Genomic DNA, 23,872 nt, shown 5'->3' with positions numbered 1-23,872 from the left:
ACTAGCAGCGTGTCCGCGGCGGCCTTCACCCTCCTCGCGGTGCTGCTGGTCGGCCCGGCGCCGGCACTGTTGGCACGCGCGGGGTGGCCGCTGCGCGCTCCGCGCGCCGCGATGGTGCTGTGGCAGGCCATCGCCCTGGCCGCGGTGCTCTCGGCGTTCAGCGCCGGCATCGCGATCGCCACGCGGGTGCTCATGCCGGGCCCCGACGGGCGGCCCACGGCCAGCGTCGTCGGCGCCGCCGGCCGGCTCGGGTGGCCGCTGTGGACGGCCTACATCGCGGTCTTTGCGCTGACCGTGCTGGTCGGTGCGCGGCTGATGGTCTCGGTGGTGCGGGTCGCCATCGCCAACCGGCGACGCCGGGCCCACCACCGCATGGTGGTCGACCTCGTCGGCGTCGGCCACGATGCGGTGCTCGCCCAGCCGTGCGCCCGGGCGCGCGACCTTCGGGTGCTGGACGTCGCGCAACCGCTCGCCTACTGCCTGCCCGGCGTGCGCAGCCGGGTCGTCGTCAGCGAGGGAACGCTCACCACGCTCGCCGATACCGAGGTCGCCGCCATCCTCACCCACGAGCGGGCCCACCTGCGCGCCCGCCACGACCTGGTCCTGGAGGCCTTCACCGCGGTGCACGCCGCCTTCCCGCGACTGGTCCGCAGCGCCAACGCGCTGCGGGCGGTGCAACTGCTCGTCGAGTTGCTCGCCGACGACGCCGCGGTGCGCGCGACCGGCCGCACTCCCCTGGCCCGCGCGCTGGTCGCCTGCGCCTCCGGGCGGGCGCCGTCGGGCGCGCTGGCCGCCGGCGGTCCCAGCACGGTGCTGCGGGTGCGGCGGCTGTCCGGGCGGGGCAACAGCCTGGTGCTGTCGGCCGCCGCGTACCTGGCGGCGGCGGCCGTGTTCGTGGTGCCCACCGTCGCGCTGGCCGTGCCGTGGCTCACCGAGCTACAGCGCTTGTTCAACGTCTAGCGGCGGCGCGGGGGCGAAACACTTTGGAGGACCGCCGGTTCGCTGTGCCAGAGTGTGTCGGGATCGCCGTCAAATGGCGCGACTGAAAGGCAGCACATGAGTTCGTCGGATACCCGGCCAGGTTCCAAGACCGGCACCGCGCAGATCGGGGTCACCGGCCTGGCCGTCATGGGCTCGAACATCGCCCGCAATTTCGCCCGCCACGGCTACACGGTCGCGCTGCACAACCGGTCCGTCGCCAAGACCGACGCGCTGCTCGAAGCGCACGGCGACGACGGCAACTTCGTGCGATCGGAGACCATCGAGGAATTCCTGGACGCGCTCGAGAAGCCGCGGCGGGTGCTGATCATGGTCAAGGCCGGCGACCCCACCGACGCCGTCATCGATCAGCTCGCCAACGCCATGGAGGAAGGCGACATCATCATCGACGGCGGCAACGCGCTCTACACCGACACCATCCGCCGCGAGAAGGCGATGCGCGAACGCGGGCTGCACTTCGTCGGCGCCGGCATCTCCGGCGGCGAGGAGGGGGCGCTCAACGGGCCGTCGATCATGCCGGGCGGGCCGGCCGAGTCCTATACGTCGCTGGGCCCGCTGCTCGAGGAGATCTCCGCACACGTCGACGGCGTGCCGTGCTGCACCCACATCGGCCCCGACGGCGCCGGGCACTTCGTCAAGATGGTGCACAACGGCATCGAGTACTCCGACATGCAGCTGATCGGCGAGGCCTACCAGCTGCTGCGCGACGGGCTGGGCAAGACCGCCGGGCAGATCGCCGACGTGTTCGACGAGTGGAACAACGGCGACCTGGACAGCTTCCTGGTCGAGATCACCGCGCAGGTGCTGCGCCAGACCGACGACAAGACCGGCAAGCCGCTGGTGGACGTCATCCTCGACGAGGCCGAGCAGAAGGGCACCGGCCGCTGGACGGTGAAGTCGGCGCTGGACCTCGGGGTGCCGGTCACCGGCATCGCCGAGGCGGTGTTCGCCCGCGCCCTGTCGGGTTCGGTGGCCCAGCGCAGGGCCACCACCGGGCTGGCGTCGGGCGAGCTCGGTGAAAAGCCAAGCGATGCAACTCAATTCACCGAAGACATCCGGCAGGCCCTGTACGCGTCGAAGATCATCGCGTATGCTCAGGGCTTCAACCAGATCCAGGCCGGCAGCGCCGAATACGACTGGGGCATCACGCCCGGCGACCTGGCGACCATCTGGCGCGGCGGCTGCATCATCCGGGCCAAGTTCCTCAACCGGATCAAGGAGGCCTACGACTCCGACCCCGACCTGCCCACGCTGATCGTGGCGCCGTACTTCCGCAGCGCGATCGAGGCGGCGATCGACGGCTGGCGCCGCGTGGTGGTGACCGCCACCCGGCTGGGCATCCCGATCCCCGGGTTCTCCTCGGCGCTGTCCTATTACGACGCGCTGCGCACCGAGCGGCTGCCCGCGGCGCTGACCCAGGGCCTGCGCGATTTCTTCGGCGCGCACACCTACGGCCGCATCGACGAGGACCCCGGCAAGAAGTTCCATACCCTGTGGAGCGGGGACCGCACGGAGGTGCCCGCCTAGTTCGGCCAACTAAACTGGCCCGCAGGTACACGGTGGGGCGATAGCGAATGAAATTTCTGGACGGGCACCGGCCTGGGTACGACCTGACCTACAACGACGTGTTCATCGTGCCGAACAGCTCCGACGTCGCGTCGCGGTTCGACGTCGACCTGGCCACCGGCGACGGCTCCGGCACCACCATCCCGGTCGTCGTCGCCAACATGACGGCCGTAGCCGGGCGGCGGATGGCCGAAACGGTGGCCCGCCGCGGCGGCATTGTCATTCTGCCGCAAGACCTTCCGATCACCGCGGTGCAGCGGACGGTGGAATTCGTCAAGAGCCGCGATCTCGTCCTCGACACCCCGGTGATGCTCGCACCCGACGACTCGGTGTCCGACGCGATCGCGCTGATCCACAAGCGCGCGCACGGCGTCGCCGTGGTGGTCTTCGAGGGCCGCCCCATCGGTTTGGTGACCGAGTCGTCCTGCCTGGGCGTGGACCGCTTCACCAGGGTCCGCGACGTCACCGTGAGCGACTTCGTGACCGCCCCCGTCGGCACCGACCCGCGGAAGATCTTCGACCTGCTCGAGCACGCCCCGACCCAGGTCGCACTGGTGACCAACCCCGACGACACGCTGGCCGGCGTGCTGACACGCACCGGGGCGCTGCGCGCCGGCCTGTACACCCCGGCCACCGACGCCGACGGGCGGCTGCGCATCGGCGGCGCCGTCGGCATCACCGGGGACGTGGGGGCCAAGGCCCGCTCCCTGGTCGAGGCCGGCGTCGACGTGCTGGTCATCGACACCGCGCACGGGCATCAGGTCAAGACGCTGGAGGCGATCAAGCTGGTCGCGTCGCTGGACCTGGGCGTGCCGCTGGCCGCGGGCAACGTGGTCTCGGCGGAGGGCACCCGCGATCTGCTCGGCGCCGGGGCGAACATCGTGAAGGTCGGCGTCGGGCCCGGCGCCATGTGCACCACCCGGATGATGACCGGCGTGGGCCGTCCGCAGTTCTCCGCGGTGCTCGAATGTGCTTTGGCGGCAAGGCAACTCGGTGGTCACGTGTGGGCCGACGGCGGGATCCGGCATCCGCGGGACGTTGCGCTGGCGCTGGTCGCCGGCGCGTCGAACGTGATGATCGGCTCCTGGTTCGCCGGGACCTACGAGTCGCCCGGCGACCTGATGCGCGACCGCGACGACCAGCCGTACAAGGAGAGCTACGGCATGGCGTCCAAGCGGGCGGTGGTGGCCCGCAGCACCGGCGACACCGAGTTCGACCGCGCCCGCAAGGCCCTGTTCGAGGAGGGCATCTCGACGTCGCGGATGGGGCTGGACCCCGACCGCGGCGGGGTCGAGGACCTGATCGACCACATCACCTCGGGCGTGCGCAGCACCTGCACCTACGTCGGCGCCGCGAACCTGGCGGAGCTGTACGACCGGGCCGTCGTCGGTGTGCAATCGGTCGCCGGCTTCGCCGAGGGCCACCCGCTGCCGCTGGGCTGGTGACCCCGGCGGCGCGGATGCCTTCGCTACCATGTGAATTCCCGGAACTTCCGGGCCGCGACAGAGCGAAAGGGATGACGTGCCGCAGGCACCCGCCGAGGCCTCGTCGAGGCCGGGGGCCTTGCGCGCGCAGCGGCGACTCCCCGCCGCCGGGGTGACCCGGGCAGACCCGACCGGACCGGCGTCCGCACCGCCGTCCCGGTAATTGAGCCCAGCGATGAACGTCACCGTCACCGTCGTCAGCGTGCTGGCCATCGCGGTGCTCATCTTCGGCAACGGGGTGTTCGTCGCGGCCGAGTTCTCGCTGACCGCGCTGGACCGCACCACGGTCGAGGCCAACGCGCGCCGGGGCGGGCGCCGCGACCGCTGGATCCAACGCGCCCAGAACAGGTTGTCGTTCCAGCTGTCGGGCGCGCAGATCGGCATCTCCATCACCACGCTGGTGGCCGGGTACCTGACCGAGCCGATGGTGGCCGACCTGCCGCACCCGTGGCTGGACGCGATGGGGGTGTCCGACCGGTTGGCCGACGGCATCACCGCGTTCATGGTGATGGTGATCGTGACGTCGGTGTCGATGGTGTTCGGGGAGCTGGTGCCGAAATATCTGGCGGTGGCGCGCCCCCTGTCGACGGCGCGCGCCGTGGTGGGCGTCCAGCTGCTGTTCTCGCTGCTGCTCACCCCGGCGATCCGGTTGACGAACGGGGCCGCGAACTGGATCGTCCGCGAGCTGGGCATCGAGCCGGCCGAGGAGCTGCGCTCGGCCCGCTCGCCGCAGGAACTGCTGTCGCTGGTGCGCGCCTCGGCGCGCACCGGCTCCCTGGACCCCGCGACCGCCGCGCTGGTGCGGCGGTCGCTGCAGTTCGGCAACCTCACCGCCGAGGAGCTGATGACGCCGCGGTCCAAGATCGTCGCGCTGCAGACCGACGACACCGTGGCCGACCTGATCGCCGCGGCCGCCGAGTCCGGGTTCTCCCGCTTCCCCATCGTCGACGGTGACCTCGACGAGACCGTCGGCATCGTGCACGTCAAGCAGGTGTTCAAGATCCCCCGGGCCGACCGGCCGCGCACGCTGCTGGCGACGGTCGCCCAGCCGGTCCCGATGGTGCCGTCGACGCTGGACGGCGACGCGGTGATGGCCGAGATCCGCGCCAACAGCCTGCACACCGCGATGGTCGTCGACGAATACGGCGGCACCGCGGGCATCGTGACCGTCGAGGACCTGATCGAAGAGATCGTGGGCGACGTCCGCGACGAACACGACGACGCCACGCCGGACGTGGTGGCCGCCGGCCGCGGCTGGCGGGTGTCCGGCCTGCTGCGCATCGACGAGGTGGCCGCCGCCACCGGGTACCGGGCCCCCGAGGGGCCGTACGAGACGATCGGCGGCCTGGTGCTGCGCGAGCTCGGCCACATCCCGGTGGCCGGTGAGACGGTCGAGCTGACGGCGCTGGACCCCGACGGGCTGCTGGACGCCTCGACGCGCTGGCGGGCGACCGTGATCGGGATGGACGGTCGCCGCATCGACGTGCTCGAGCTGACCGAACTGGGCGGCCACGCGCACACCGCCGCGGGGGTGTGCCACCGATGAACGACACCCTCGGGGTGGTGCTGGCGGTCCTGCTGATCGGGGCGAACGCGTTTTTCGTCGGCGCGGAATTCTCGCTGATCTCGGCGCGGCGCGACCGGCTCGAGGCGCTGGCCGAGCAGGGCCGGGCCAGGGCGGTCACCGTCATCCGCGCCGGCGAGCAGCTGTCGTCGATGCTGGCCGGCGCCCAGCTCGGCGTCACGGTGTCCTCGCTGCTGCTCGGGCGGATCGGCGAGTCGGCCGTCGCCAACCTGCTGCGGCGGGGGTTCGGGCTGACCGCGATGCACCCGACGCTGCTGCACACGCTGTCGTTCGCGATCGCGCTGGCGCTGGTGGTGACGCTGCACGTGCTGCTGGGCGAGATGGTGCCGAAGAACATCGCGCTGGCCGGTCCGGAACGCACCGCGATGCTGCTGGTCCCGCCGTACCTGGCCTACGTGCGCGCCGCCCGGCCGTTCATCGTGTTCTACAACAAGTGCGCCCACGCGATACTGCGCGCGCTGGGCGTGGAACCCAGGGACGAGCTGGACATCGCGGTCTCCCCCGTGCAGCTCAGCCAGCTGATCGCCGAATCGGTGTCCGAGGGCCTGCTGGATCCCGAGGAGCACACCAGGCTGACCCGCGCGCTGCAGATCGGCAGCCGGGTCGTCGGGGATGTGGCGGTGCCGCTCGCCGAGGTGCGGGCGGTGCCGATGGCCGCGGCGGGCTCGGGGCCGCGGGTCGGCGACGTCGATCGCGCCCTGGCGCAGACCGGCTACTCCCGCTTTCCGGTCACGGACCCCGACGGGAACTTCGTGGGCTACCTGCACATCAAGGACGTGCTGACGCGCAGCGACGACCCCGAGTCGGTGATCGACCTGGCGCTGGTGCGCCCGCTGCCGCGGGTGCGCGCGTCGCTGCCGCTGGCCGACGCGCTGTCCCGGATGCGCCGCAGCAACAGCCACCTGGCACTGGTGACCGACGGCGCCGACGGCGGCCTGGTCGCGATGGTGACGATGGAGGATCTGGTCGAGGACCTGGTCGGCAGCATGCGCGACGCGTCCTGAAACCGGCCGCCCGGCCCGCCCGGCGAGAAGCGCGGCCCGGGGCCCGTATGATTGAACGGCCGCCGGTACAGGCCAATGGAGGAATGTGCTGGACGGCTCAAAGTCTTGGCCGGCAGTCATGCGTTGCCACAAAGCGGTACTCACCGTCCGCCCCGGCACCATGGGTGGAGCTGTGCGCACGCCTGACCTGCGATTGCGGGTTTGGCGGATACGCTCTTTCGGGCTGCCGGCCGGTAGGCTGACGAAGTAGCCACTGGCACCAAAGAGGCCATTACGGAGGAGAAACATGACTGATCGCGTGTCGGTGGGGAACTTGCGCGTCGCCCGAGTGCTCTACGACTTCGTGAACAACGAGGCCCTGCCCGGCACCGACATCGACCCCGAGAGCTTCTGGGCCGGCGTGGACAAGGTCGTCACCGACCTCACCCCGCAGAACCAGGAGTTGCTGCGGCGCCGCGACGAGTTGCAGGCCCAGATCGACAAGTGGCACCGCCACCGCGTCATCGAACCGATCGACGTCAAGGCCTACCGCGAATTCCTCGCCGAAATCGGATACCTGCAGCCCGAGCCCCCCGACTTCACCATCACGACCTCGGGCGTCGACGCCGAGATCACCACGACCGCCGGCCCGCAGCTGGTCGTGCCGGTGACCAACGCGCGGTTCGCCCTCAACGCGGCCAACGCCCGCTGGGGCTCCCTCTACGACGCCCTCTACGGCACCGACGTCATCCCCGAAACCGACGGCGCCGAGCAGGGCACCAGCTACAACAAGGTGCGCGGCGACAAGGTGATCGCCTACGCGCGCAGGTTCCTCGACGAGGCGGTGCCGCTGGCGTCGGGCTCGTGGGCGGGAGCCACGGGCGTGAGCATCGTGGACGGCCGGCTGCAGATCGCCAGCGGCCCGGACTCCACCGGGCTGGCCGACCCGGAGCAATTCGTCGGGTACAGCGGCGAGCTGGGCTCCCCCAGCTGGTCGGTGCTGCTGGTCAACCACGGGCTGCACATCGAGATCCAGATCGACCGCGAGTCGCCGATCGGCAGGACCGACGCGGCCGGCATCAAGGACGTGGTCCTGGAGTCGGCCGTGACCACCATCATCGACTTTGAGGACGCCGTCGCCGCCGTCGACGCCGACGACAAGGTCCGCGCCTACCGCAACTGGCTGGGCCTGAACAAGGGCGACCTGTCCGCGCCGGTCGACAAGGACGGCAAGACGTTCACCCGGGTGCTGAACCAGGACCGCCACTACACCACCCCCGACGGGGGCGAGCTGGTGCTGCCGGGGCGCGCGCTGCTGTTCGTCCGCAACGTCGGTCACCTGATGACCAACGACGCGATCGTCCTCGACAACGACGGGGCCGACGGCGACGAGGTGTTCGAGGGCATCATGGACGCGCTGTTCACCGGCCTGACCGCGATTCACGGCCTCAGGGCCGGCGACGCCAACGGGCCGCTGACCAACAGCCGCACCGGGTCGATCTACATCGTCAAGCCGAAGATGCACGGTCCCGACGAGGTCGCGTTCACCGCCGAGCTGTTCAGCCGCGTCGAGGACGTGCTCGGGTTGCCGCAGACCACCCTGAAGGTCGGCGTCATGGACGAGGAGCGGCGCACCACGCTGAACCTGAAGGCGTGCATCAAGGCCGTCACCGACCGGATCGTGTTCATCAACACCGGCTTCCTGGACCGCACCGGCGACGAGATCCACACCTCGATGGAGGCCGGCCCGATGGTGCGCAAGGGCACCATGAAGAGCCAGCCGTGGATCCTGGGCTACGAGGACAACAACGTCGACGTCGGCCTGGCCGCCGGGTTCGCCGGCCACGCCCAGATCGGCAAGGGCATGTGGACCATGACCGAGCTGATGGCCGACATGGTGGAGCAGAAGATCGGGCAGCCGAAGCAGGGCGCCAGCACGGCCTGGGTGCCGTCGCCCACCGCGGCCACCCTGCACGCGCTGCACTACCACAAGGTCGACGTCATCGCGGTGCAGAAGGAGCTGGCCGGCCGCAAGCGGGTGCCGATCGAACAGCTGCTCACCATCCCGCTGGCCAAGGAGCTGGCCTGGGCGCCCGAGGAAATCCGCGAGGAGGTCGACAACAACTGCCAGTCCATCCTCGGCTACGTGGTGCGCTGGATCGACCAGGGCGTGGGTTCGTCGAAGGTTCCCGACATCCACAACGTGGCGCTCATGGAGGACCGCGCCACGCTGCGCATCTCCAGCCAGCTGCTGGCCAACTGGCTGCGCCACGGCGTGATCACCGAGGAGGACGTGCGCGCCGGCCTGGAGCGCATGGCCCCGATGGTGGACCAGCAGAACGCCGGGGACGCGGCGTATCGGCCGATGGCGCCGAACTTCGACGACAGCATCGCCTTCCAGGCCGCGCAGGAGCTGATCCTGTCCGGAACGCAGCAGCCCAACGGGTACACCGAGCCGATCCTGCATCGGCGGCGACGTGAGTTCAAGGCCCGCGCCGGTGCCTCATAACGCACTGACATGACGACGAGTCGACTGAAAGGCGGCGCGCAGCGGCATGGGTAGGCACAGCAGGCCCGACCCCGAAGACGAAGACCCCGTCGACGAGCCGGCTGACGAATCACCCGCGGACGTTCCGCATTCCGACTACCGCCGCTATGCGGACGCCGGTCATTACGCGGACGAGGGCTATGCCGACGAGGATTATGACGACGCCGACTACGACTACGCCGGTGCCGACGAGGATTATGCCGACGAGGCCGGCGACGAATACCCGGAATTCCCGTCCCGGCCGGCCGCCGCGGCGGGCTCGGGGCCGCCGACCCCGCCCGGCGGGCACCGCGGGCTCGGCGATTGGCGGGGCGGTCACCGCAGCGACGGCGGCCGGCGCGGCGTCAGCATCGGGGTGATCGTCGCCCTCGTCGCCGTCGTCGTGGTGGTCGGCACGGTGATCCTGTGGAGTTTCTTCGGCGACGTGTTGTCCAACCGCTCGCACACGGCCGCCGCGCGCTGCGTGGGCGGCAAGGAGGCGGTCGCCGTCGTCGTCGACCCGTCGCTGGCCGACCAGGTGCAGCAGTTCGCGGACAGCTACAACGCATCGGCGGGCCCGGTCGGCGACCACTGCATGCAGGTCAACGTCAAACCGGCCGGCTCCGACGCCGTCGTCGCCGGCTTCATCGGCAAGTGGCCGGCCGAACTGGGTGACCGGCCGGCACTGTGGATCCCCGCCAGCTCGGTGTCCGCCGCGCGGCTGTCCGCGGCGGCGGGCCAGAAAACGATCAGCGACAGCCGCCCGCTGGTGACCTCGCCGGTGGTGCTCGCGGTGCGGCCCGAGCTGCAGCAGGCCCTCGCCAACCAGAGCTGGGCGACGCTGCCCGGCCTGCAGACCAACCCGAACGCGTTGGCCGGCTTGAACTTGCCGGCGTGGGGGTCGCTGCGGCTGGCGCTGCCGACGAACGGCAACGGCGACGCCGCCTACCTGGCCGGCGAGGCGGTGGCGGCCGCGGCGTCGCCCGCCGGCGCGCCGCCCACCCAGGGCGTCGCCGCGGTGCGCACGCTGACGGGCGCACAACCGAAGCTGGCGGACAATTCGCTGACCGAGGCGATGAATACGCTGCTCAAGCCCGGCGACGCGGCGACCGCGCCGGTGCACGCGGTGGTCACCACCGAGCAGCAGCTGTTCGCGCGCGGCCAGTCGCTGCCGGACGCCAAGGGCACGCTGGCCTCGTGGCTGCCCCCCGGGCCGGCGGCCGTCGCCGACTACCCCACGGTGTTGCTCAACGGCTCGTGGCTCTCGCGCGAGCAGACCTCGGCGGCCAGCGGGTTCACCCACTTCATGCGCCGGCCCGAGCAGCTGGCGAAGCTGGCCAAGGCCGGTTTCCGGGCCGAGGGCGTCAAACCGCCGAGCAGCGCGGTGACCAGCTTCCCGGCGCTGCCCTCCACCCTGTCGGTGGGTGACGACGGGATGCGCGCCACGCTGGCCGACGCCATGTCCGCGCCGTCGGGCGGCGGGGCGGCGACGATCATGCTCGACCAGTCGATGCCCGGCGACGAAGGCGGAAAGTCCCGGCTGGCCAACGTGGTCGCGGCGCTGGGCGACCGGATCAAGGCGCTGCCGCCCACCTCGGTCGTGGGGCTGTGGACCTTCGACGGCCACGAGGGCCGATCGGAGGTCACCGCCGGGCCGCTGTCCGACCCCGTCAACGGCAAGCCCCGCTCGGAGGCGCTGACCGCGGCGCTGGACAAGCAGTACTCGTCGGCCGGCGGCGCGGTCTCGTTCACCACGCTGCGCATGCTCTACCAGGAGATGCAGGCCAAATACGCTGCGGGACAGCCGAATTCGATATTGGTTATCACGGCGGGGCCACACACCGACCAGACCCTGGACGGCCCCGGGCTGCAGAATTTCATCCGCACCGGCGCCGATCCGGCCAAGCCGATCGCCGTCAACGTCATCGACTTCGGGTCCGACCCCGACCGACCGACGTGGGAGGCCGTCGCCCAGCTCAGCGGCGGCAGCTATCAGAACCTGCCGACCTCGGCGTCCCCCGCACTCGCCACGGCGATCGGTCAATACCTGGGCTGACGGCCGCCTGACAGACTGGGGTGATGCGCATCGACTTCACCCCGGACCCGCGGCTGTACCCGTTCGAGTCGCGCTGGTTCGACAGCTCGCGTGGCCGCGTCCACTACGTCGACGAGGGAGACGGGCCACCCATCCTGTTCTGTCACGGCAACCCGACCTGGAGCTTCCTGTACCGCGACATCATTGTCGCGCTGCGCGACCGGTTCCGTTGCGTCGCACCGGATTACCTCGGTTTCGGGCTCTCCGAGCGACCGGCGGGGTTCGGCTACAAGATCGACGAGCACGCGGCGGTGGTCGGCGAGTTCGTCGACCACCTCGGCCTGGACGGCTACCTGAGCATGGGCCAGGACTGGGGCGGGCCGATCAGCATGGCCGTCGGCGTCGAACGCGCCGACCGGGTGCGCGGCGTGGTGCTGGGCAACACCTGGTTCTGGCCCGCCGACACCTTCGCGACGAAGGCCTTCAGCAGGGTGATGTCCAGCCCGCCGATGCAGTACGCGATCCTGCGGCGCAACTTCTTCGTCGAACGGCTGATTCCCGCGGGAACCGCGCGCCGGCCCAGTGCCGCGGTGATGGCGCACTACCGCGGCGTGCAGCCCAGCGCCGAGGCGCGCAAGGGCGTGGCCGAGATGCCCAAGCAGATCCTGGCCGCCCATCCGCTGCTGCAACGGCTCGCCGCGGCGGTGCCGGCTAAGCTCGGCGCCAAGCCGACGCTGCTGGTGTGGGGGATGAAGGACGCCGCCTTTCGGCCCGGGCCGACGATCCCGCGGATGCGGGCCACCTTCCCCGACCACGTCGTGGTGGAGCTGCCCGACGCCAAGCACTTCATCCAGGAGGACGCCCCCGACGAGATCGCCGCGGCGATCGTCGAGCGCTTCGGCTGACGCGCCCGGGGCGCCCTAGGCGAAGGCCTCCACCGGCGGGCAGGAACAGACCAGGTTGCGGTCGCCGTAGGCGCTGTCGATGCGGCGCACCGGCGGCCACACCTTGGGCCGGAACGCCTTGCCCAGCGGATAGGCCGCCTGTTCGCGGGTGTACGGGTGATCCCAGTCGGACACCGCCAGGCACTCGGCGGTGTGCGGCGCCCCCCGCAGCGGGTTGTCATCAACAGGCCAGTGCCGGGCCGCCACCTTCTCGATCTCGCCGCGGATGGCGATCATCGCCTCGCAGAAGGCGTCGACCTCGGTCAGGCTCTCGCTCTCGGTGGGCTCCACCATCAGCGTGCCGGCCACCGGGAAGCTCATGGTGGGTGCGTGAAAACCGTAGTCCGCCAACCGTTTTGCGACGTCGTCGACGGTCACGCCGGTCGACTTGGTGATGCCGCGCAGGTCCAGGATGCACTCGTGGGCGACCATGCCGTTCTCGCCGGTGTAGAGCACCGGGAAGTACTCGTCGAGGCGGCGGGCGATGTAGTTGGCCGACGCGATCGCGGTGAGCGACGCCGCCCGCAACCCGTCGGCGCCCATCATCCGGATGTAGGCCCAGGTGATCGGCAGGATCGAGGCGGACCCGTAGGGCGCCGACGACACCGGCCGGCCGCCGGGCAGCTCCGGGGCGTAGGGGTGACCGGGCAGGTACGGGGCCAGGTGCGCGCGCGCGGCGACCGGACCGACGCCGGGCCCGCCCCCGCCGTGCGGTATGCAGAACGTCTTGTGCAGGTTCAGGTGGCTGACGTCGCCGCCGAACTTCCCGGGCCGGGCCAGCCCGACGAGCGCGTTGAGGTTGGCGCCGTCGATGTAGACCTGGCCGCCGGCGTCGTGGGTGGCCGCGCAGATCTCGGCGATGTCGTGTTCGTACACGCCGTGCGTCGACGGGTAGGTGATCATCAGCGCCGCCAGCCGGTCGGAGTGCTCGGCCACCTTGGCGCGCAGGTCGTCGAGGTCGACGTCGCCGTTGTCCCGGCAGGCCACGACCGCCACCCGCAGCCCGGCCAGCGCGGCCGACGCCGCGTTGGTGCCGTGCGCGCTGGCCGGGATCAGGCAGACGTCGCGGTGCGGTTCGCCGCGGCTGGCGTGGTAGTCGTGGATCGCCAGCAGGCCGGCGTACTCGCCCTGCGAGCCGGCGTTCGGTTGCAGCGAGACCGCGTCGTAGCCGGTGATGGCCACCAGCCAGCCCTCCAGGTCGGCGATCAGGCGGCGCAGCCCGGCGCTGTCGGAGGCGGGGGCGAACGGGTGCAGGCGCGCGAACTCGGGCCAGGTGATCGGCTCCATCTCGGCGGCGGCGTTGAGTTTCATCGTGCACGACCCGAGCGGAATCATGCTGCGGTCCAAGGCGATATCCTTGTCGGCCAGCGTCCGCAGGTAGCGCATCATCGCCGTCTCGGTGCGGTACTGCGTGAACGCGGGATGTGTCAGAAACTCCGACGTGCGGTTCACGATGCCGGCGCACGCCGGCTCGGCGGCCGCTGAAACTCCGAACGCGTCGAGCACCGCGGCCACATGCTCGTCGGTGGTGGCCTCGTCGCAGGACACCGAGATGTGGTCGTCGTCGACCCGCCACACGTTGATACCGCGCTCCTTGGCGGCCGCCTGGATCTGCGCCGCACGGCCCGGGACGCGCGCCAACACGGTGTCGAAGAACTTCTCGTGCACCAGCGCTGTGTCGGCCGCCGAGCCCAACGCCGCGGCGATCGCCTCGGCGTGGGCGTGCACCCGGCGGGCGATCGCGGTCAGGCCGTCGGCGCCGTGGTAGCTGGCGTACATGGCGGCCATCACCGCCAGCAGCACCTGCGCGGTGCAGATGTTGCTGGTCGCCTTGTCGCGGCGGATGTGCTGCTCGCGGGTTTGCAGCGCCAGCCGGTAGGCCGGCGATCCGTCGGCATCCACCGACACCCCGACCAGCCGGCCCGGCAGCTGGCGGGCATGGTTAGCGTGCACCGCCAGGTACCCGGCGTGCGGACCGCCGAATCCCATTGGCACACCGAACCTTTGGGTGGTGCCGAACGCGACGTCGGCACCGATCTCGCCGGGTGGCGTGATCAGTGTCAGGGCCAACAGGTCGGCGCCGACGGCGACCAGCGCACCCCGGTCATGGGCCTGGGACACCAAGGCCGACCAGTCCGTGATCCGGCCGCTGGCGCCGGGCAGCTGGGCGACGACACCGAAGAACTCGCCGTCGGGCAGGCCGTCACGCAGGTCGGCGGTCACGATCTCGATGCCCAACGGCTCGGCGCGGGTGGCCAGCACCGCGGCGGTCTGGGCGAACACGTCGGTGTCCACCGCCAGCCGGTTGGCGGAGCCCCGCGACGCCCGGTGCATCAGCGTCATGGCCTCGGCGGCTGCGGTGCCCTCGTCGAGCAGCGACGCGTTGGCGACCTCGAGGCCGGTGAGGTCGGCCACCATGGTCTGGAAGTTCAGCAGCGCCTCAAGCCGGCCCTGGCTGATCTCGGGCTGATACGGCGTGTAGGCGGTGTACCAGGCCGGGTTCTCCAGGATGTTGCGCACCAGCACCGGCGGGGTGAGCGTGTCGTAGTAGCCCTGCCCGATCATCGAGACGGCCACGGTGTTGGCGTCGGCCAGGGCGCGCAGCTCGGTGAGCGCCTCGACCTCGCTGGCGGCCGGCGGCAACGCGTCCAGGCCCGGCGCGGCGGCGCCGTCGGGCCGCTTGTCGAGGATGCCGGACGGGACCGCCTTGGCCGCCAGCTCGTCGAGCGAGTCGACACCGATGACGGCGAGCATGGCCGCGACGGCCGGGCCGTCCGGGCCGATGTGCCGGGCTGCAAATGACTGGTCGGACACTGGCGAACTCCTGATGGGGCCAGAGGGACGGGTGGCCCTCTCCCTCTGTCTTCACCCAGTCGCCGGGTGCCTGAGAGATTCGGCGCCGGTGCTTTCGGCGGCGCCTTTCCCCATCGGCGGGTGCGTCCGCTGCCGGTCGCACCACTTTCCAGAGGCATCGTTGTCTTGCGCGGTCCGGGTGCCTGAGAGGTTGACGGAGAGGTATTGCTCCTTCGGCGTCCGTGACTGGCGATCACGGAACTCTCCCGCACGAGGGCGATGCGGCGACCAGTTTACCCGTCGCCCCAAATGGCCCGCGAGCGTCCGCATATGTACGGCGACACGCCGTAAATCGTGTACAAATGAGCGCCCTCGCGCGGACGAGAGGGGCCGAAGAGGGCCGCGGGTGCTAGCCGATCTTGCGGTCGCGATGCTTGCGCCGGGACGCCAGCTCGTCCTCCGGGGCGTCGATCGACTCGCCGCCGTCGGCCCGCTCGCCGGGGAAGTCGGCGATCACGCCGGTCAGCTCGCGCATCGCGCCGGACACCGCGATGCCGAACACGCCCTGCCCGCCCTGCAGCAGGTCGACGACCTCTTCGGCCGACGTGCACTCGTAAACCGTGGTGCCGTCGGAGAACAGGGTGATGTTCGCCAGGTCCTGCACGCCGCGCTGGCGCAGATGGTCGACGGCGACGCGGATGTTGTGCAGCGAGATCCCGGTGTCGAGCAGGCGTTTGACGATCTTGAGGACCAGGATGTCCTTGAACGAGTAGAGCCGCTGGCTGCCCGAGCCCGCCGCGCTGCGGATCGACGGGACCACCAGCGACGTGCGGGCCCAGTAGTCCAGCTGGCGGTAGGTGATCCCGGCGATCTGGCACGCGCTCGGCCCGCGGTAGCCGACCAGCTCGTCGGGCACGGAGTCGTCGGGGAACAGCCCGGGCTGCACGGGCGCGCTCGGCGCGGTGACGCCGGGGTCGGTCGTGGCGTCCGCGTGGTCAGCTAGGTCCAGCTGCTCTTGACGTGGCTGCTCGCTCACGGTGGGTTCCTCTCGCCGATCGCGCTCTCGTTGTAGCTGCGGCATCGACTGCGTCCGCAGCCATGTTTGCTCAGGCCCGAGTGCTAGAGAGCTTACGCTTTTCGATAGCTGCCGCGCCTTAGTCGTCCTCAAAGTATGGCCGCCGCGGGGGTAAGTCGGGGGACTATCCGCCAGGCGTGTCGAGATCGCGGGCCCAGATGAGACGCATCCGTGATGTCGGTGTCCACCCTGGTCGTCGTGCACGCCACGCCGCGACCGGCCCGCCGGCCTGCGAATTCCCAGCTTGCCCGGGTCAGGTGGCCTTGAAATCGTCGGGGGACACGCTGTCGAGAAATTCTTTGAATTTCTCCACCTCGTCCTCCCGGACGGCGGTGTTGGATTCCTCGTCGCTCTCGTCGGGGATCAGCAGGCCGGCCTGGGCGAGGACGGCCTCCTCGACGTAGATCGGGACGCCGACCCGCAGGGCGATCGCCACCGAGTCCGACGGACGCGCCGACACCGTGATGTTGCGGTCGAAGACCAGGTCAGCGTAGAAGGTGCCCTCCTGCAGGTCGACGATCCGCACCTCCTTCAGCGAATGCCCAAGCGCGGCAATGAGATCCCTGATCAGGTCGTGCGTCAACGGCCGCGGCGGCTCGACGCCTTGTTGCTCGAGCGCGATCGCGGCGGCCTCGGACTGACCGATCCAGATCGGCAAGTAGCGGTCACCGTCGGCCTCGCGCAGCAACAGCACCGGCTGGTTCTGCGGCTGCTCCACGCGAATGCCGACAACACGAACTTCACCCATCTGTGTCTGCCCTCCGCACATGCCGCGACTCACACTCGGCGTGACGACGCGGTGCAACACCATGCCGCCGAACACCAATCTAACGAACGAAAGTCTAGTCCTCAGCGATGCAGAACGTCGCGAACGGCAGACTTGATCAACGAGGTATGCAAAGTGATGGCCAGTGCCGCGACCTCACGCGCCAGGTCGTCGGCGCGATCCAGCGCCCCGGCCTTGCCGGCTTTGACTACCGGCCCGGCAATTTGGGCGATCAGGTCCGACTGCCGGTCGGCCGCCGAGCGGAAGGCGCGCAGGTGCCGCGGCTCGACGCCGTAGTCGGCCAGGGCCCGCGCGCACTGCAGAATCACCACCGCGTGTTCGTCGAACAGCCCGCCGGGACCGGTGGTGATGACCCCCGCCTTGAGCAGCGCGGTGAGCAGGTCGTCGTCCACGCCGGAGCGTTCCAGGAGATCCTCGCGGCTCAGCCGAACCCGGGTGGGCGCCACCGCGGCCGGATCGGATCCGGGCCCGACGGCGGCGCGATCGCCACCCGCGACGGACACCAATCGCGGTACGCCGTAAGGCGATCCGACCGGCGGCAGTTCGCCGTCCGGTTGGGCGTCCAGCTGCGCCCGGATCACCTTCAGCGGCAGGTAGTGGTCGCGCTGCGCGGTCAGGATGAAGCGCAGCCGGGCGCAGTCGTATGCGGTGAACCTGCGGTAGCCCGAGGCAGCGCGCTGCGGCGTCACCAGTCCCTCGGCCTCCAGGAAACGAATCTTGGAGATCGTGACATCGGGGAAATCCGGCCTCAGCAGTTCGAGGACCGCCCCGATCGACATCCCGGCCAGCGCCGGGCTATCGGGCGCGCTCACTAGCCTGAAGATCCTCCCTCGTCGTCACCCTGCTTCGGCCCGGTCAAGAACACCAGGCGGAACTTGCCGATCTGCACCTCGTCGCCGTTCGCCAGCACCGCCGAGTCCACCGGCTCCCGGTTGACGTAGGTGCCGTTGAGGCTACCAACATCGACGACGTGGAAGTCGTTGCCTTCCAACCGGAATTCGGCGTGGCGACGGCTCACGGTGACGTCGTCGAGGAAGATGTCGCTGTCCGGGTGCCGGCCGGCGGACGTGATGGCCTGGTCGAGCAGGAAGCGTGAGCCGGCGTTCGGCCCCCGTTTGACGACCAGTAGGGCCGAGCCCGCGGGCAGCCCTTCGACCCCGGATACCGCGCTCTCGGCTCCCGCCTGCGCCGGAGCGTCCAGCTCGTTGAGGAAGTCGGCCCGGAAGACAGAGGTCGTCTCCACCGTGACTTCGTCAGCGTTCTGGTCGTCCTGTTTTCCTGAGTCCTTGTCCGTCACGCGCTGCTCCTCACTGGCCGCTGTGGCGTTGTCTGACCGGGCCGCTCGGCCGGCTTCCCACTGGGTGCTCTGCCTTCACATTCTGATCTGTTGACCGTACCGCGCACCGGTCGGCGATGTCCCCACCACTGCGCGGATCGACAGGCTGCAGGGACATTAGCAATCGTCATTCGGTCAGTGTGCCGCGGTAGGCCTCGGCGTCAAGCAGATCCGCGATGGCCGAATCCAGCCCGGCGGCATCCGAAACACGGACGTCCACCAGCCAGCCGGCGCCGTACGGGTCGGAGTTGACCAGTTGCGGACTGCCGTCCAGATCGCCGTTGACGGCGGACACCGTGCCCGACACCGGCGCGTACAGGTCCGACACCGACTTCGTCGATTCCACCTCGCCGAACGATTCGCCCGCGGTCAGCACGGTGCCCACGTCGGGAAGCTGAACGAAGACGACATCGCCGAGCGCCGACTGCGCGAAGTCGGTGATCCCGATCCGCGCGGTGTGCTCCCCGCTGCGGCGAACCCACTCGTGCTCGGCGGTGTAGTGCAGGTCGGGCGGGATGTCGCTCACGATGTTCCTGTTCTGCTCGGCTCTAGCATGGCAAGTTCACTTGACGGGCTGAGCGTATTGGTGCGGTTTTGGTTGTCGCAAGGTGGTCACGTCCACCCGGTCGGCCTGCTGCACCGACATCCGCGCACCCACCCGCTTGATGCTGTCCTGCGCGCCGCCCGGGATGTTCATCGCGGCGGCCAGGGTGGGCGGATCGCCAATCGCCAGAATCGAATACGGCGGCGACAGCGTCTTGTTGTCGACGGTCAGCGAGCCCGGCGTGCCCACGACCCAGGTGTCGCCGCCGACCCGCACAGACTGGCGGGTGTCGTTGGTCTCGATCGCCTCGGCGCCGGCGGCGCGCAGCTCGTTGATCACGTCGAGCATCACCTCGGGTGACACTCCGGGGCCAGGGTCGTCGATGGTGACGGTGACGCCGGGCCCGGTCGCGCCGACGGCGCCGACCAGGATGGACAGCGCGGCCAGCCGGGCCTGGGCGCTCTGGATGGCGGCCTGGTCGGTGTTGCCGGACGCCTGCAGCTGGTTGAGCGTGTTCTGCAGGTCGTTGACCTCGGTGTTGAGCGTGGCCTCGCGCTGCCGCAACGAGTCCAGCAGCACCAGCAGGTCCGCGGGGCGGGCCGTGTCCAGCGAGTCACCCGACTTGGTCTGGCGGACCTGGGTGACGATGGCGAGCCCCAACACCAGGCACAAGACGACGGCCAGCGCCCCGAAAAGCAGCCGGGAGCGACCGCCCCGCAGCAGCCCGTTCCCGGGGCGGGGACGGTCGGCCGGCAATTCGTGGCGGCCCCGCGGGCCGTCTTTTGTCGGGTCCCGGTCTGTCGGATCCTGGCTCACGCTGACCTCATCCCCGGGTCATGCCCCGAACAGCCGTCGCCGGAGCGCGGCCGCGTTGCCGAAGATGCGGATGCCCAGCACGACGATGATCGCGGTGGACAACTGCGTGCCGACACCCAGCTGATCGCCGACGTAGACGATCAGGGCGGCCACGAAGACGTTGAACACGAACGAAACCACGAACACCTTCGGATCGAAGATCCGCTCGAGGTAGGCGCGCAGCCCGCCGAACACCGCGTCGAGCGCGGCGACCACCGCGATGGGCAGATACGGCTGGACGACCTCGGGCACGGCGGGATGGAAAACCAGCCCGAGCACGATGCCGACCGCCAGCGCCGCGATGCCGATCATGCGCGGGTTCCCGTCCGCGCCCGTCCCAGGGCGACCTGTCGTAACCGAACTTTTCTCACTAGGGCCCAATCTGTTTGGCGAACTTGACTTCCCGGACCGATCCGGCCGGCAGCGAAAGACCGTCGGAGACGTTGACGGTGACGCCGACGCCGTAGGAGACCTCCAGCAGCCTAAGGCGCTGCAGCCCCGGACTGGCATCGAAGACGTCCCGCATCGAGTGCGGCGGCCCTATCGCGAGGATCGTGTACGGGCTGCCGGTGGGGTTGTTGTCGATCAGGATCGCTCCCCCGGCCTGCCGGATCGTCACGTTCGGCCCGATCCGCACGCCGCCCACCGAAATCGCTTCGGCCCCGCTGGCCCACAACGAGTTGACGACGAGCTGCAGGTCCCGGTCCAGGATGATCTGCCTGCTGCCGTTCACCCGCTGCTTGGACACGTCGGAAAGGTTCGGGCCGGCGCCCGGCTCGGTCACCGTCACGGTCAGGCCGGGGCCGATGACCGGCGTGCTGGCCGCGGCCAGGCCGAGCGCGTCGAGCCGGCCCAGCAACCGTCGCCCCTCCGCGTTGTCCGCCAGCGCGTGCCGCTGCACGTCGTCGACCCGGGCCGACAGCGCGCCGCGCCGCTGGGCCAACCTGGCGTCGGTGTCCTCGGTCGACCGGACGCTTCGCACCAGCAGTTGCTGGGCCGAGCGCACGCCGGGCTCGACCGAGCGGGCCTGGGCGACCGCGGCGGCGAACACCGTGGCGACCAGCAGCGCCGCCAGGGCCTGCCACAGCCAGCCGGCGGCGCGCGCCCGCGCGGTCCGGGGCGATTCGGCGCCGCGACGTTTTTCGGCCGCCGCGGCGTAACCGGGGTCCAGGTGTTCGGACAGCAGGGCGCGCAGCAGCGACGGCACCGGGATCAGCGTCGGCCGCGTCGCGTGCGCGCTGCGCCCGGCGTTGGGGTCGTAGCCGCCGAGCAGGCGGTCGGGTTCAGCCATGCTCGCCCGCCTTGCGGGCCACGGGCTGGCGGCGGCGTTGCCCGAGCCTGGGCATCCGGCGAACGACCAGCACCATCTGCACCGCGTACAGCACGAACGCCCACAGGTAGGCGTAGAGGCCCCAGATCAAGAATCCCCAGCCGCAGGCGCCGATCACCCTGCTCCACAACGCATCCCAGGTGCCGAGCAGGACCAGCGGGAAGCCGGCCATCAGCGCGAAGGTGGCCGCCTTGCCGACGTATGTCACCGGCAGCGCCGACAGCCCGCGGCTGCGCAGCAGGGGCAGCGTCGCGGCCAGCAGCCCGTCGCGCACCAGCAGCGTGACGACGAACCACCACGGCAGCACCTTGTCGAGCGCCATGACGACGGGCACGGTGACCATGTAGAGGCGATCGACCGCCGGGTCCAGCAGGACGCCCAGCCGCGACGACTGGTTCAGCATCCGGGCGATCTTGCCGTCGGCCCAGTCGGAGGCGCCGCTGAACATCAGGATCGCCACGGCCCAGCCGTTGGCGTGCGCGAACAGCAGGGCGTAGACGAACACCGGGATCAGCGCCAGGCGGATGCCGCTCAGCGCGTTGGGCACGGTCAGCACCCGGTTGGGCGGAGGCACCTGCTCCATGAGCCGTGACCTTAACGCGGGAGCCGGCCGGCCCGCAGCGCGGACCGGCGGCGCCGCGCTTGCGATCGCCGCTAGCGGAACACCCCGGGCAGGCTCAGCGTGGACAGCGTGTCGTCCGACAGCGGGTTGTCGTTGACCATGTAGGTCCACGTCGACGTCGGCCGCGCCAGCTTGGACAGATCCAGCCCCGGCTCCTCCTCGAGCACGTTCGCGGTCTCGAACGTCTGCTGCGCCGCCTCAATCGCGTCGGCGGCCAGCGAGGCGAACGCGTCGACGGCCAACCGGTGGAACTCGTCCAGCGGGTTTTGCCGGCCCAGCGCGCGCAGGTGGATGCTCTCCCGGATGTCGGCGAGGTAGGCCAGATGGTCGGCCCAGCCGCGGTCGAGGTGATAGAGCATGATCAGCCGGCAGATCGTCTCGAGCCGTTCCTCCGAGACGTGCTCGGCCAGCTCCTTGTACCGTTTCGGTGCCAGCTCGGCGAGTTCCTCGCGCGCGGTTGCGGTGCGCAGCAACGTGTTTCGCCGGTCGACGATGATGGCGCGCTGCTGGGCGATCAGCTGGTTGTAGCGCCAGGTGTTCGCGTGGACGTCGAGCATCCGGCCCTCGGCGACGCGCTGGGCGTGGTCGAGCAGGCCCGCCGCCTTGGGGCTGACGATGCGGCCGTCGCCCTTGTCCGGGTCGGTCTGCATCGGCAACTTGTTGCGCTCGAGGTTGGCGACGACGACGTCGTCCTCCCAGCTGGAGAAGAACACCGACGACCCGGGGTCGCCCTGGCGTCCGGCCCGGCCGCGCAGCTGGTTGTCCAGCCGCTCGGTGTGATGCCGGCCGGTGCCGACCACGTGCAGCCCGCCCAGTTCGGCGACCCTGTCGTGGTCGGCCTCGTCGGATCCGCCGAGCCGGATGTCGGTGCCGCGGCCGGCCATCTGCGTGGACACCGTGACGGACCCGAACTTGCCGGCCTCGGCGATCACCTGTGCCTCCTCGGCGTCGTTCTTCGCGTTGAGCACCACCGCGGGCACGCCGCGGCGCAGCAGCCGCTCGTGCAGCTCCTCGGATTCGGCGACGTCGCGGGTGCCGACGAGCATCGGCTGCCCGGTCTCGTGCACCTCGGCGATGTGCTCGACGATCGCGTCGTTCTTGGCCGCGGCGGTGATGTAGACGCGGTCGGGCTCGTCCTCGCGAATGTTGGGGGTGTTCGGCGGGATCGGGGAGACGCCGAGCTTGTAGAACTGGCGCAGCTGCTCCCCGGCGGCCAGCGCGGTGCCGGTCATGCCGCACACGGTGGCGTACCGGTTGATCAGCGCCTGCACCGTGATGGTGTCGAGCACCTCGCCCGTCTCGGTGGTCTCGATGCCCTCCTTGGCCTCGACGGCGGCCTGCAGGCCGTCGGGCCAGCGCTGCAGCTGCGCGATGCGGCCGCGCGAGGCGTTGATCAGGTGCACGGCGTCGTCCCGGACGATGTAGTGCACGTCGCGGTGCAGCAGCACGTGGGCGTGCAGCGCCACGTTGACCTCGGTCAGCGTGGTCCCGACGTGTTCCTCGGAGTACAGGTCGATGCCGCCGAGTGCCTTTTCCACCTTGCGGGCGCCGACGTCGGTCAGGTGCACGTTGCGGCTGTCGGCGTCGGTGTCGTAGTCGGTGCCGGCTTGCAGCTCGCCGACCAGCTTGATGATCTCCAGCCGCGGCGTCTCGCGGTGCGTCGTGCCGGCCAGCACCAGCGGCACCAGCGCCTCGTCGACCAGCACGGAGTCGGCCTCGTCGATAAGGGCCACATCGGGATTGGGCGACACCAGGTCGGTGACGTCGGTCACCAGCTGGTCGCGCAGCACGTCGAAGCCGATCTCGTTGACCGATGCGTAGGTGACGTCGCAGTCGTAGGCCGCCCTGCGCTCCTCGCTCGTCGACTCCGCGGTGATCCAGCCGACCGTCAGGCCCATGGCCTGAAGCAGCGGGCCCATCCACTCGGCGTCGCGGCGGGCCAGGTAGTCGTTGATGGTGACCACGTGCACGTGCCGGCCCGCCAGCGCGTAGCCCGCGGCCGCGATCGCGCCGGCCAGCGTCTTTCCCTCGCCGGTGGCCATCTCGATCACGTCGCCGTCGAGCATGCGCAGCGCGCCGAGCAGCTGAACATCAAAGGGCCGCAACCCCGTTGACCGTTCGGCGGCCTCCCGGGCGATCGCCAGGAACTGCGCGATGTCGTCGGACTCGGCGAGATCGTCGAGGTTGAGCAGCCCCGCCGCCTTGCGCAGTTGCTCGTCGGTGAGGCCGGCGGCTTCGTCGTCGTAGTCCGACGAGGCGCCCACCTGGGTGAGCGAACGGTTGCGGTTCTTTTCGGTGCTGGCGCCCAGCAGTCGCCAGAATCGGCTGCTCAGGCGCCCGGGTTCGGCGCGGGTGGTCTTTGGCACAGGTCAACGGTACGCGACCTTCCCACCACGGCGAGCGTGCG

19 protein-coding genes and 2 riboswitches are annotated in these 23,872 nt (G+C 70.4%); of the genes, 8 read left to right on the top strand and 11 right to left on the bottom strand.

Annotation, left to right across the window (positions count from 1 at the left end; all coding sequences use genetic code 11):
* Positions 1–9: 9 nt before the first annotated feature.
* The 8 genes from AC5Y6X_RS17210 (at position 10) to AC5Y6X_RS17175 (ending at position 12,084) form a co-directional block, all read left to right on the top strand.
* Positions 10–960 (top strand): M56 family metallopeptidase, encoded by a 951-nt coding sequence (locus tag AC5Y6X_RS17210; protein WP_499987810.1) that lies wholly within the window; start codon positions 10–12, stop codon positions 958–960.
* A gap of 96 nt (positions 961–1,056) precedes the next feature.
* Positions 1,057–2,526 carry an NADP-dependent phosphogluconate dehydrogenase gene (gene gnd / locus AC5Y6X_RS17205; protein WP_499987809.1) on the top strand — a complete coding sequence of 490 codons (1,470 nt, stop codon included), beginning with the start codon at positions 1,057–1,059 and terminating at the stop codon, positions 2,524–2,526.
* 47 nt (positions 2,527–2,573) lie between these two features.
* Positions 2,574–4,010 carry a GuaB1 family IMP dehydrogenase-related protein gene (locus tag AC5Y6X_RS17200; RefSeq protein WP_499987807.1) on the top strand — a complete coding sequence of 479 codons (1,437 nt, stop codon included), beginning with the start codon at positions 2,574–2,576 and terminating at the stop codon, positions 4,008–4,010.
* A gap of 214 nt (positions 4,011–4,224) precedes the next feature.
* Complete coding sequence (locus tag AC5Y6X_RS17195) at positions 4,225–5,595, top strand: hemolysin family protein (protein WP_499987805.1); 1,371 nt, start codon at positions 4,225–4,227, stop codon at positions 5,593–5,595.
* Positions 5,592–6,638 (top strand): hemolysin family protein, encoded by a 1,047-nt coding sequence (locus AC5Y6X_RS17190; protein WP_499987803.1) that lies wholly within the window; start codon positions 5,592–5,594, stop codon positions 6,636–6,638. Before AC5Y6X_RS17195 ends, AC5Y6X_RS17190 begins: the two co-directional genes overlap by 4 nt.
* Before the next feature lie 286 nt (positions 6,639–6,924).
* Positions 6,925–9,126 carry a malate synthase G gene (locus AC5Y6X_RS17185; RefSeq protein ID WP_499987801.1) on the top strand — a complete coding sequence of 734 codons (2,202 nt, stop codon included), beginning with the start codon at positions 6,925–6,927 and terminating at the stop codon, positions 9,124–9,126.
* A gap of 46 nt (positions 9,127–9,172) precedes the next feature.
* A complete protein-coding gene (locus AC5Y6X_RS17180; RefSeq protein WP_499987800.1) occupies positions 9,173–11,200 on the top strand; it encodes a substrate-binding domain-containing protein in 2,028 nt (675 codons plus the stop codon).
* Positions 11,201–11,223: 23 nt separating this feature from the next.
* Positions 11,224–12,084 carry a haloalkane dehalogenase gene (locus AC5Y6X_RS17175; protein ID WP_499987798.1) on the top strand — a complete coding sequence of 287 codons (861 nt, stop codon included), beginning with the start codon at positions 11,224–11,226 and terminating at the stop codon, positions 12,082–12,084.
* A gap of 15 nt (positions 12,085–12,099) precedes the next feature.
* On the opposite strand, the gene gcvP is transcribed toward AC5Y6X_RS17175, so the two are convergent.
* From gcvP to secA2, 11 genes are all read right to left on the bottom strand, one after another.
* The gene (gene gcvP, locus AC5Y6X_RS17170; RefSeq protein ID WP_499987797.1) at positions 12,100–14,937 is read right to left on the bottom strand and encodes an aminomethyl-transferring glycine dehydrogenase; all 2,838 of its coding nucleotides are present in this window, start codon (positions 14,935–14,937) and stop codon (positions 12,100–12,102) included.
* Between the two features lie 35 nt (positions 14,938–14,972).
* Positions 14,973–15,095, bottom strand: a riboswitch (glycine riboswitch).
* A 2-nt stretch (positions 15,096–15,097) separates the two neighbouring features.
* Positions 15,098–15,195, bottom strand: a riboswitch (glycine riboswitch).
* A 130-nt stretch (positions 15,196–15,325) separates the two neighbouring features.
* A complete protein-coding gene (locus AC5Y6X_RS17165) occupies positions 15,326–15,952 on the bottom strand; it encodes a MerR family transcriptional regulator (RefSeq protein WP_499987796.1) in 627 nt (208 codons plus the stop codon).
* A gap of 292 nt (positions 15,953–16,244) precedes the next feature.
* A complete protein-coding gene (locus AC5Y6X_RS17160) occupies positions 16,245–16,739 on the bottom strand; it encodes a bifunctional nuclease family protein (RefSeq protein ID WP_324676742.1) in 495 nt (164 codons plus the stop codon).
* A gap of 101 nt (positions 16,740–16,840) precedes the next feature.
* A complete protein-coding gene (gene ftsR / locus AC5Y6X_RS17155) occupies positions 16,841–17,590 on the bottom strand; it encodes a transcriptional regulator FtsR (protein ID WP_324676740.1) in 750 nt (249 codons plus the stop codon).
* Positions 17,590–18,075 carry a glycogen accumulation regulator GarA gene (gene garA, locus AC5Y6X_RS17150; RefSeq protein ID WP_324676738.1) on the bottom strand — a complete coding sequence of 162 codons (486 nt, stop codon included), beginning with the start codon at positions 18,073–18,075 and terminating at the stop codon, positions 17,590–17,592. The genes ftsR and garA overlap by 1 nt, the downstream gene beginning before the upstream one ends.
* Positions 18,076–18,241: 166 nt before the next feature.
* Entirely contained in the window at positions 18,242–18,640 is a 399-nt protein-coding gene (gene gcvH, locus AC5Y6X_RS17145; protein ID WP_499987793.1) for a glycine cleavage system protein GcvH, read from the bottom strand.
* Positions 18,641–18,676: 36 nt separating this feature from the next.
* Positions 18,677–19,474, bottom strand: coding sequence for a DUF881 domain-containing protein (locus AC5Y6X_RS17140; protein WP_499987791.1), 798 nt, complete (start codon positions 19,472–19,474; stop codon positions 18,677–18,679).
* Between the two features lie 18 nt (positions 19,475–19,492).
* The gene (locus AC5Y6X_RS17135; RefSeq protein ID WP_067118246.1) at positions 19,493–19,825 is read right to left on the bottom strand and encodes a small basic family protein; all 333 of its coding nucleotides are present in this window, start codon (positions 19,823–19,825) and stop codon (positions 19,493–19,495) included.
* Between the two features lie 58 nt (positions 19,826–19,883).
* A complete protein-coding gene (locus AC5Y6X_RS17130; protein WP_499987789.1) occupies positions 19,884–20,804 on the bottom strand; it encodes a DUF881 domain-containing protein in 921 nt (306 codons plus the stop codon).
* Entirely contained in the window at positions 20,797–21,426 is a 630-nt protein-coding gene (locus AC5Y6X_RS17125) for a CDP-alcohol phosphatidyltransferase family protein (RefSeq protein ID WP_499987787.1), read from the bottom strand. Before AC5Y6X_RS17125 ends, AC5Y6X_RS17130 begins: the two co-directional genes overlap by 8 nt.
* Positions 21,427–21,497: 71 nt before the next feature.
* On the bottom strand, positions 21,498–23,831 hold the full coding sequence (gene secA2, locus AC5Y6X_RS17120) for an accessory Sec system translocase SecA2 (protein WP_499987785.1): 2,334 nt from the start codon (positions 23,829–23,831) through the stop codon (positions 21,498–21,500).
* Between the last annotated feature and the right edge of the window lie 41 nt (positions 23,832–23,872).

This window comes from Mycobacterium sp. NGS26, from assembly GCF_059813025.1.
Note: the sequence above shows the minus strand (reverse complement) of the source record. Positions and strands in the feature narration are given on the sequence as shown.

What these genes read in the sequence shown, in the direction of transcription:
- AC5Y6X_RS17195 (WP_499987805.1), top strand. Translation starts at nt 4,225, where the DNA reads ATGAACGTCACCGTCACCGTCGTCAGCGTGCTGGCCATCGCGGTGCTC.
- AC5Y6X_RS17160 (WP_324676742.1), bottom strand. Translation starts at nt 16,739, where the DNA reads ATGGGTGAAGTTCGTGTTGTCGGCATTCGCGTGGAGCAGCCGCAGAAC.
- AC5Y6X_RS17180 (WP_499987800.1), top strand. Translation starts at nt 9,173, where the DNA reads ATGGGTAGGCACAGCAGGCCCGACCCCGAAGACGAAGACCCCGTCGAC.
- AC5Y6X_RS17190 (WP_499987803.1), top strand. Translation starts at nt 5,592, where the DNA reads ATGAACGACACCCTCGGGGTGGTGCTGGCGGTCCTGCTGATCGGGGCG.
- AC5Y6X_RS17185 (WP_499987801.1), top strand. Translation starts at nt 6,925, where the DNA reads ATGACTGATCGCGTGTCGGTGGGGAACTTGCGCGTCGCCCGAGTGCTC.
- AC5Y6X_RS17200 (WP_499987807.1), top strand. Translation starts at nt 2,574, where the DNA reads ATGAAATTTCTGGACGGGCACCGGCCTGGGTACGACCTGACCTACAAC.
- AC5Y6X_RS17175 (WP_499987798.1), top strand. Translation starts at nt 11,224, where the DNA reads ATGCGCATCGACTTCACCCCGGACCCGCGGCTGTACCCGTTCGAGTCG.
- AC5Y6X_RS17130 (WP_499987789.1), bottom strand. Translation starts at nt 20,804, where the DNA reads ATGGCTGAACCCGACCGCCTGCTCGGCGGCTACGACCCCAACGCCGGG.
- AC5Y6X_RS17125 (WP_499987787.1), bottom strand. Translation starts at nt 21,426, where the DNA reads ATGGAGCAGGTGCCTCCGCCCAACCGGGTGCTGACCGTGCCCAACGCG.
- gnd (WP_499987809.1), top strand. Translation starts at nt 1,057, where the DNA reads ATGAGTTCGTCGGATACCCGGCCAGGTTCCAAGACCGGCACCGCGCAG.
- AC5Y6X_RS17135 (WP_067118246.1), bottom strand. Translation starts at nt 19,825, where the DNA reads ATGATCGGCATCGCGGCGCTGGCGGTCGGCATCGTGCTCGGGCTGGTT.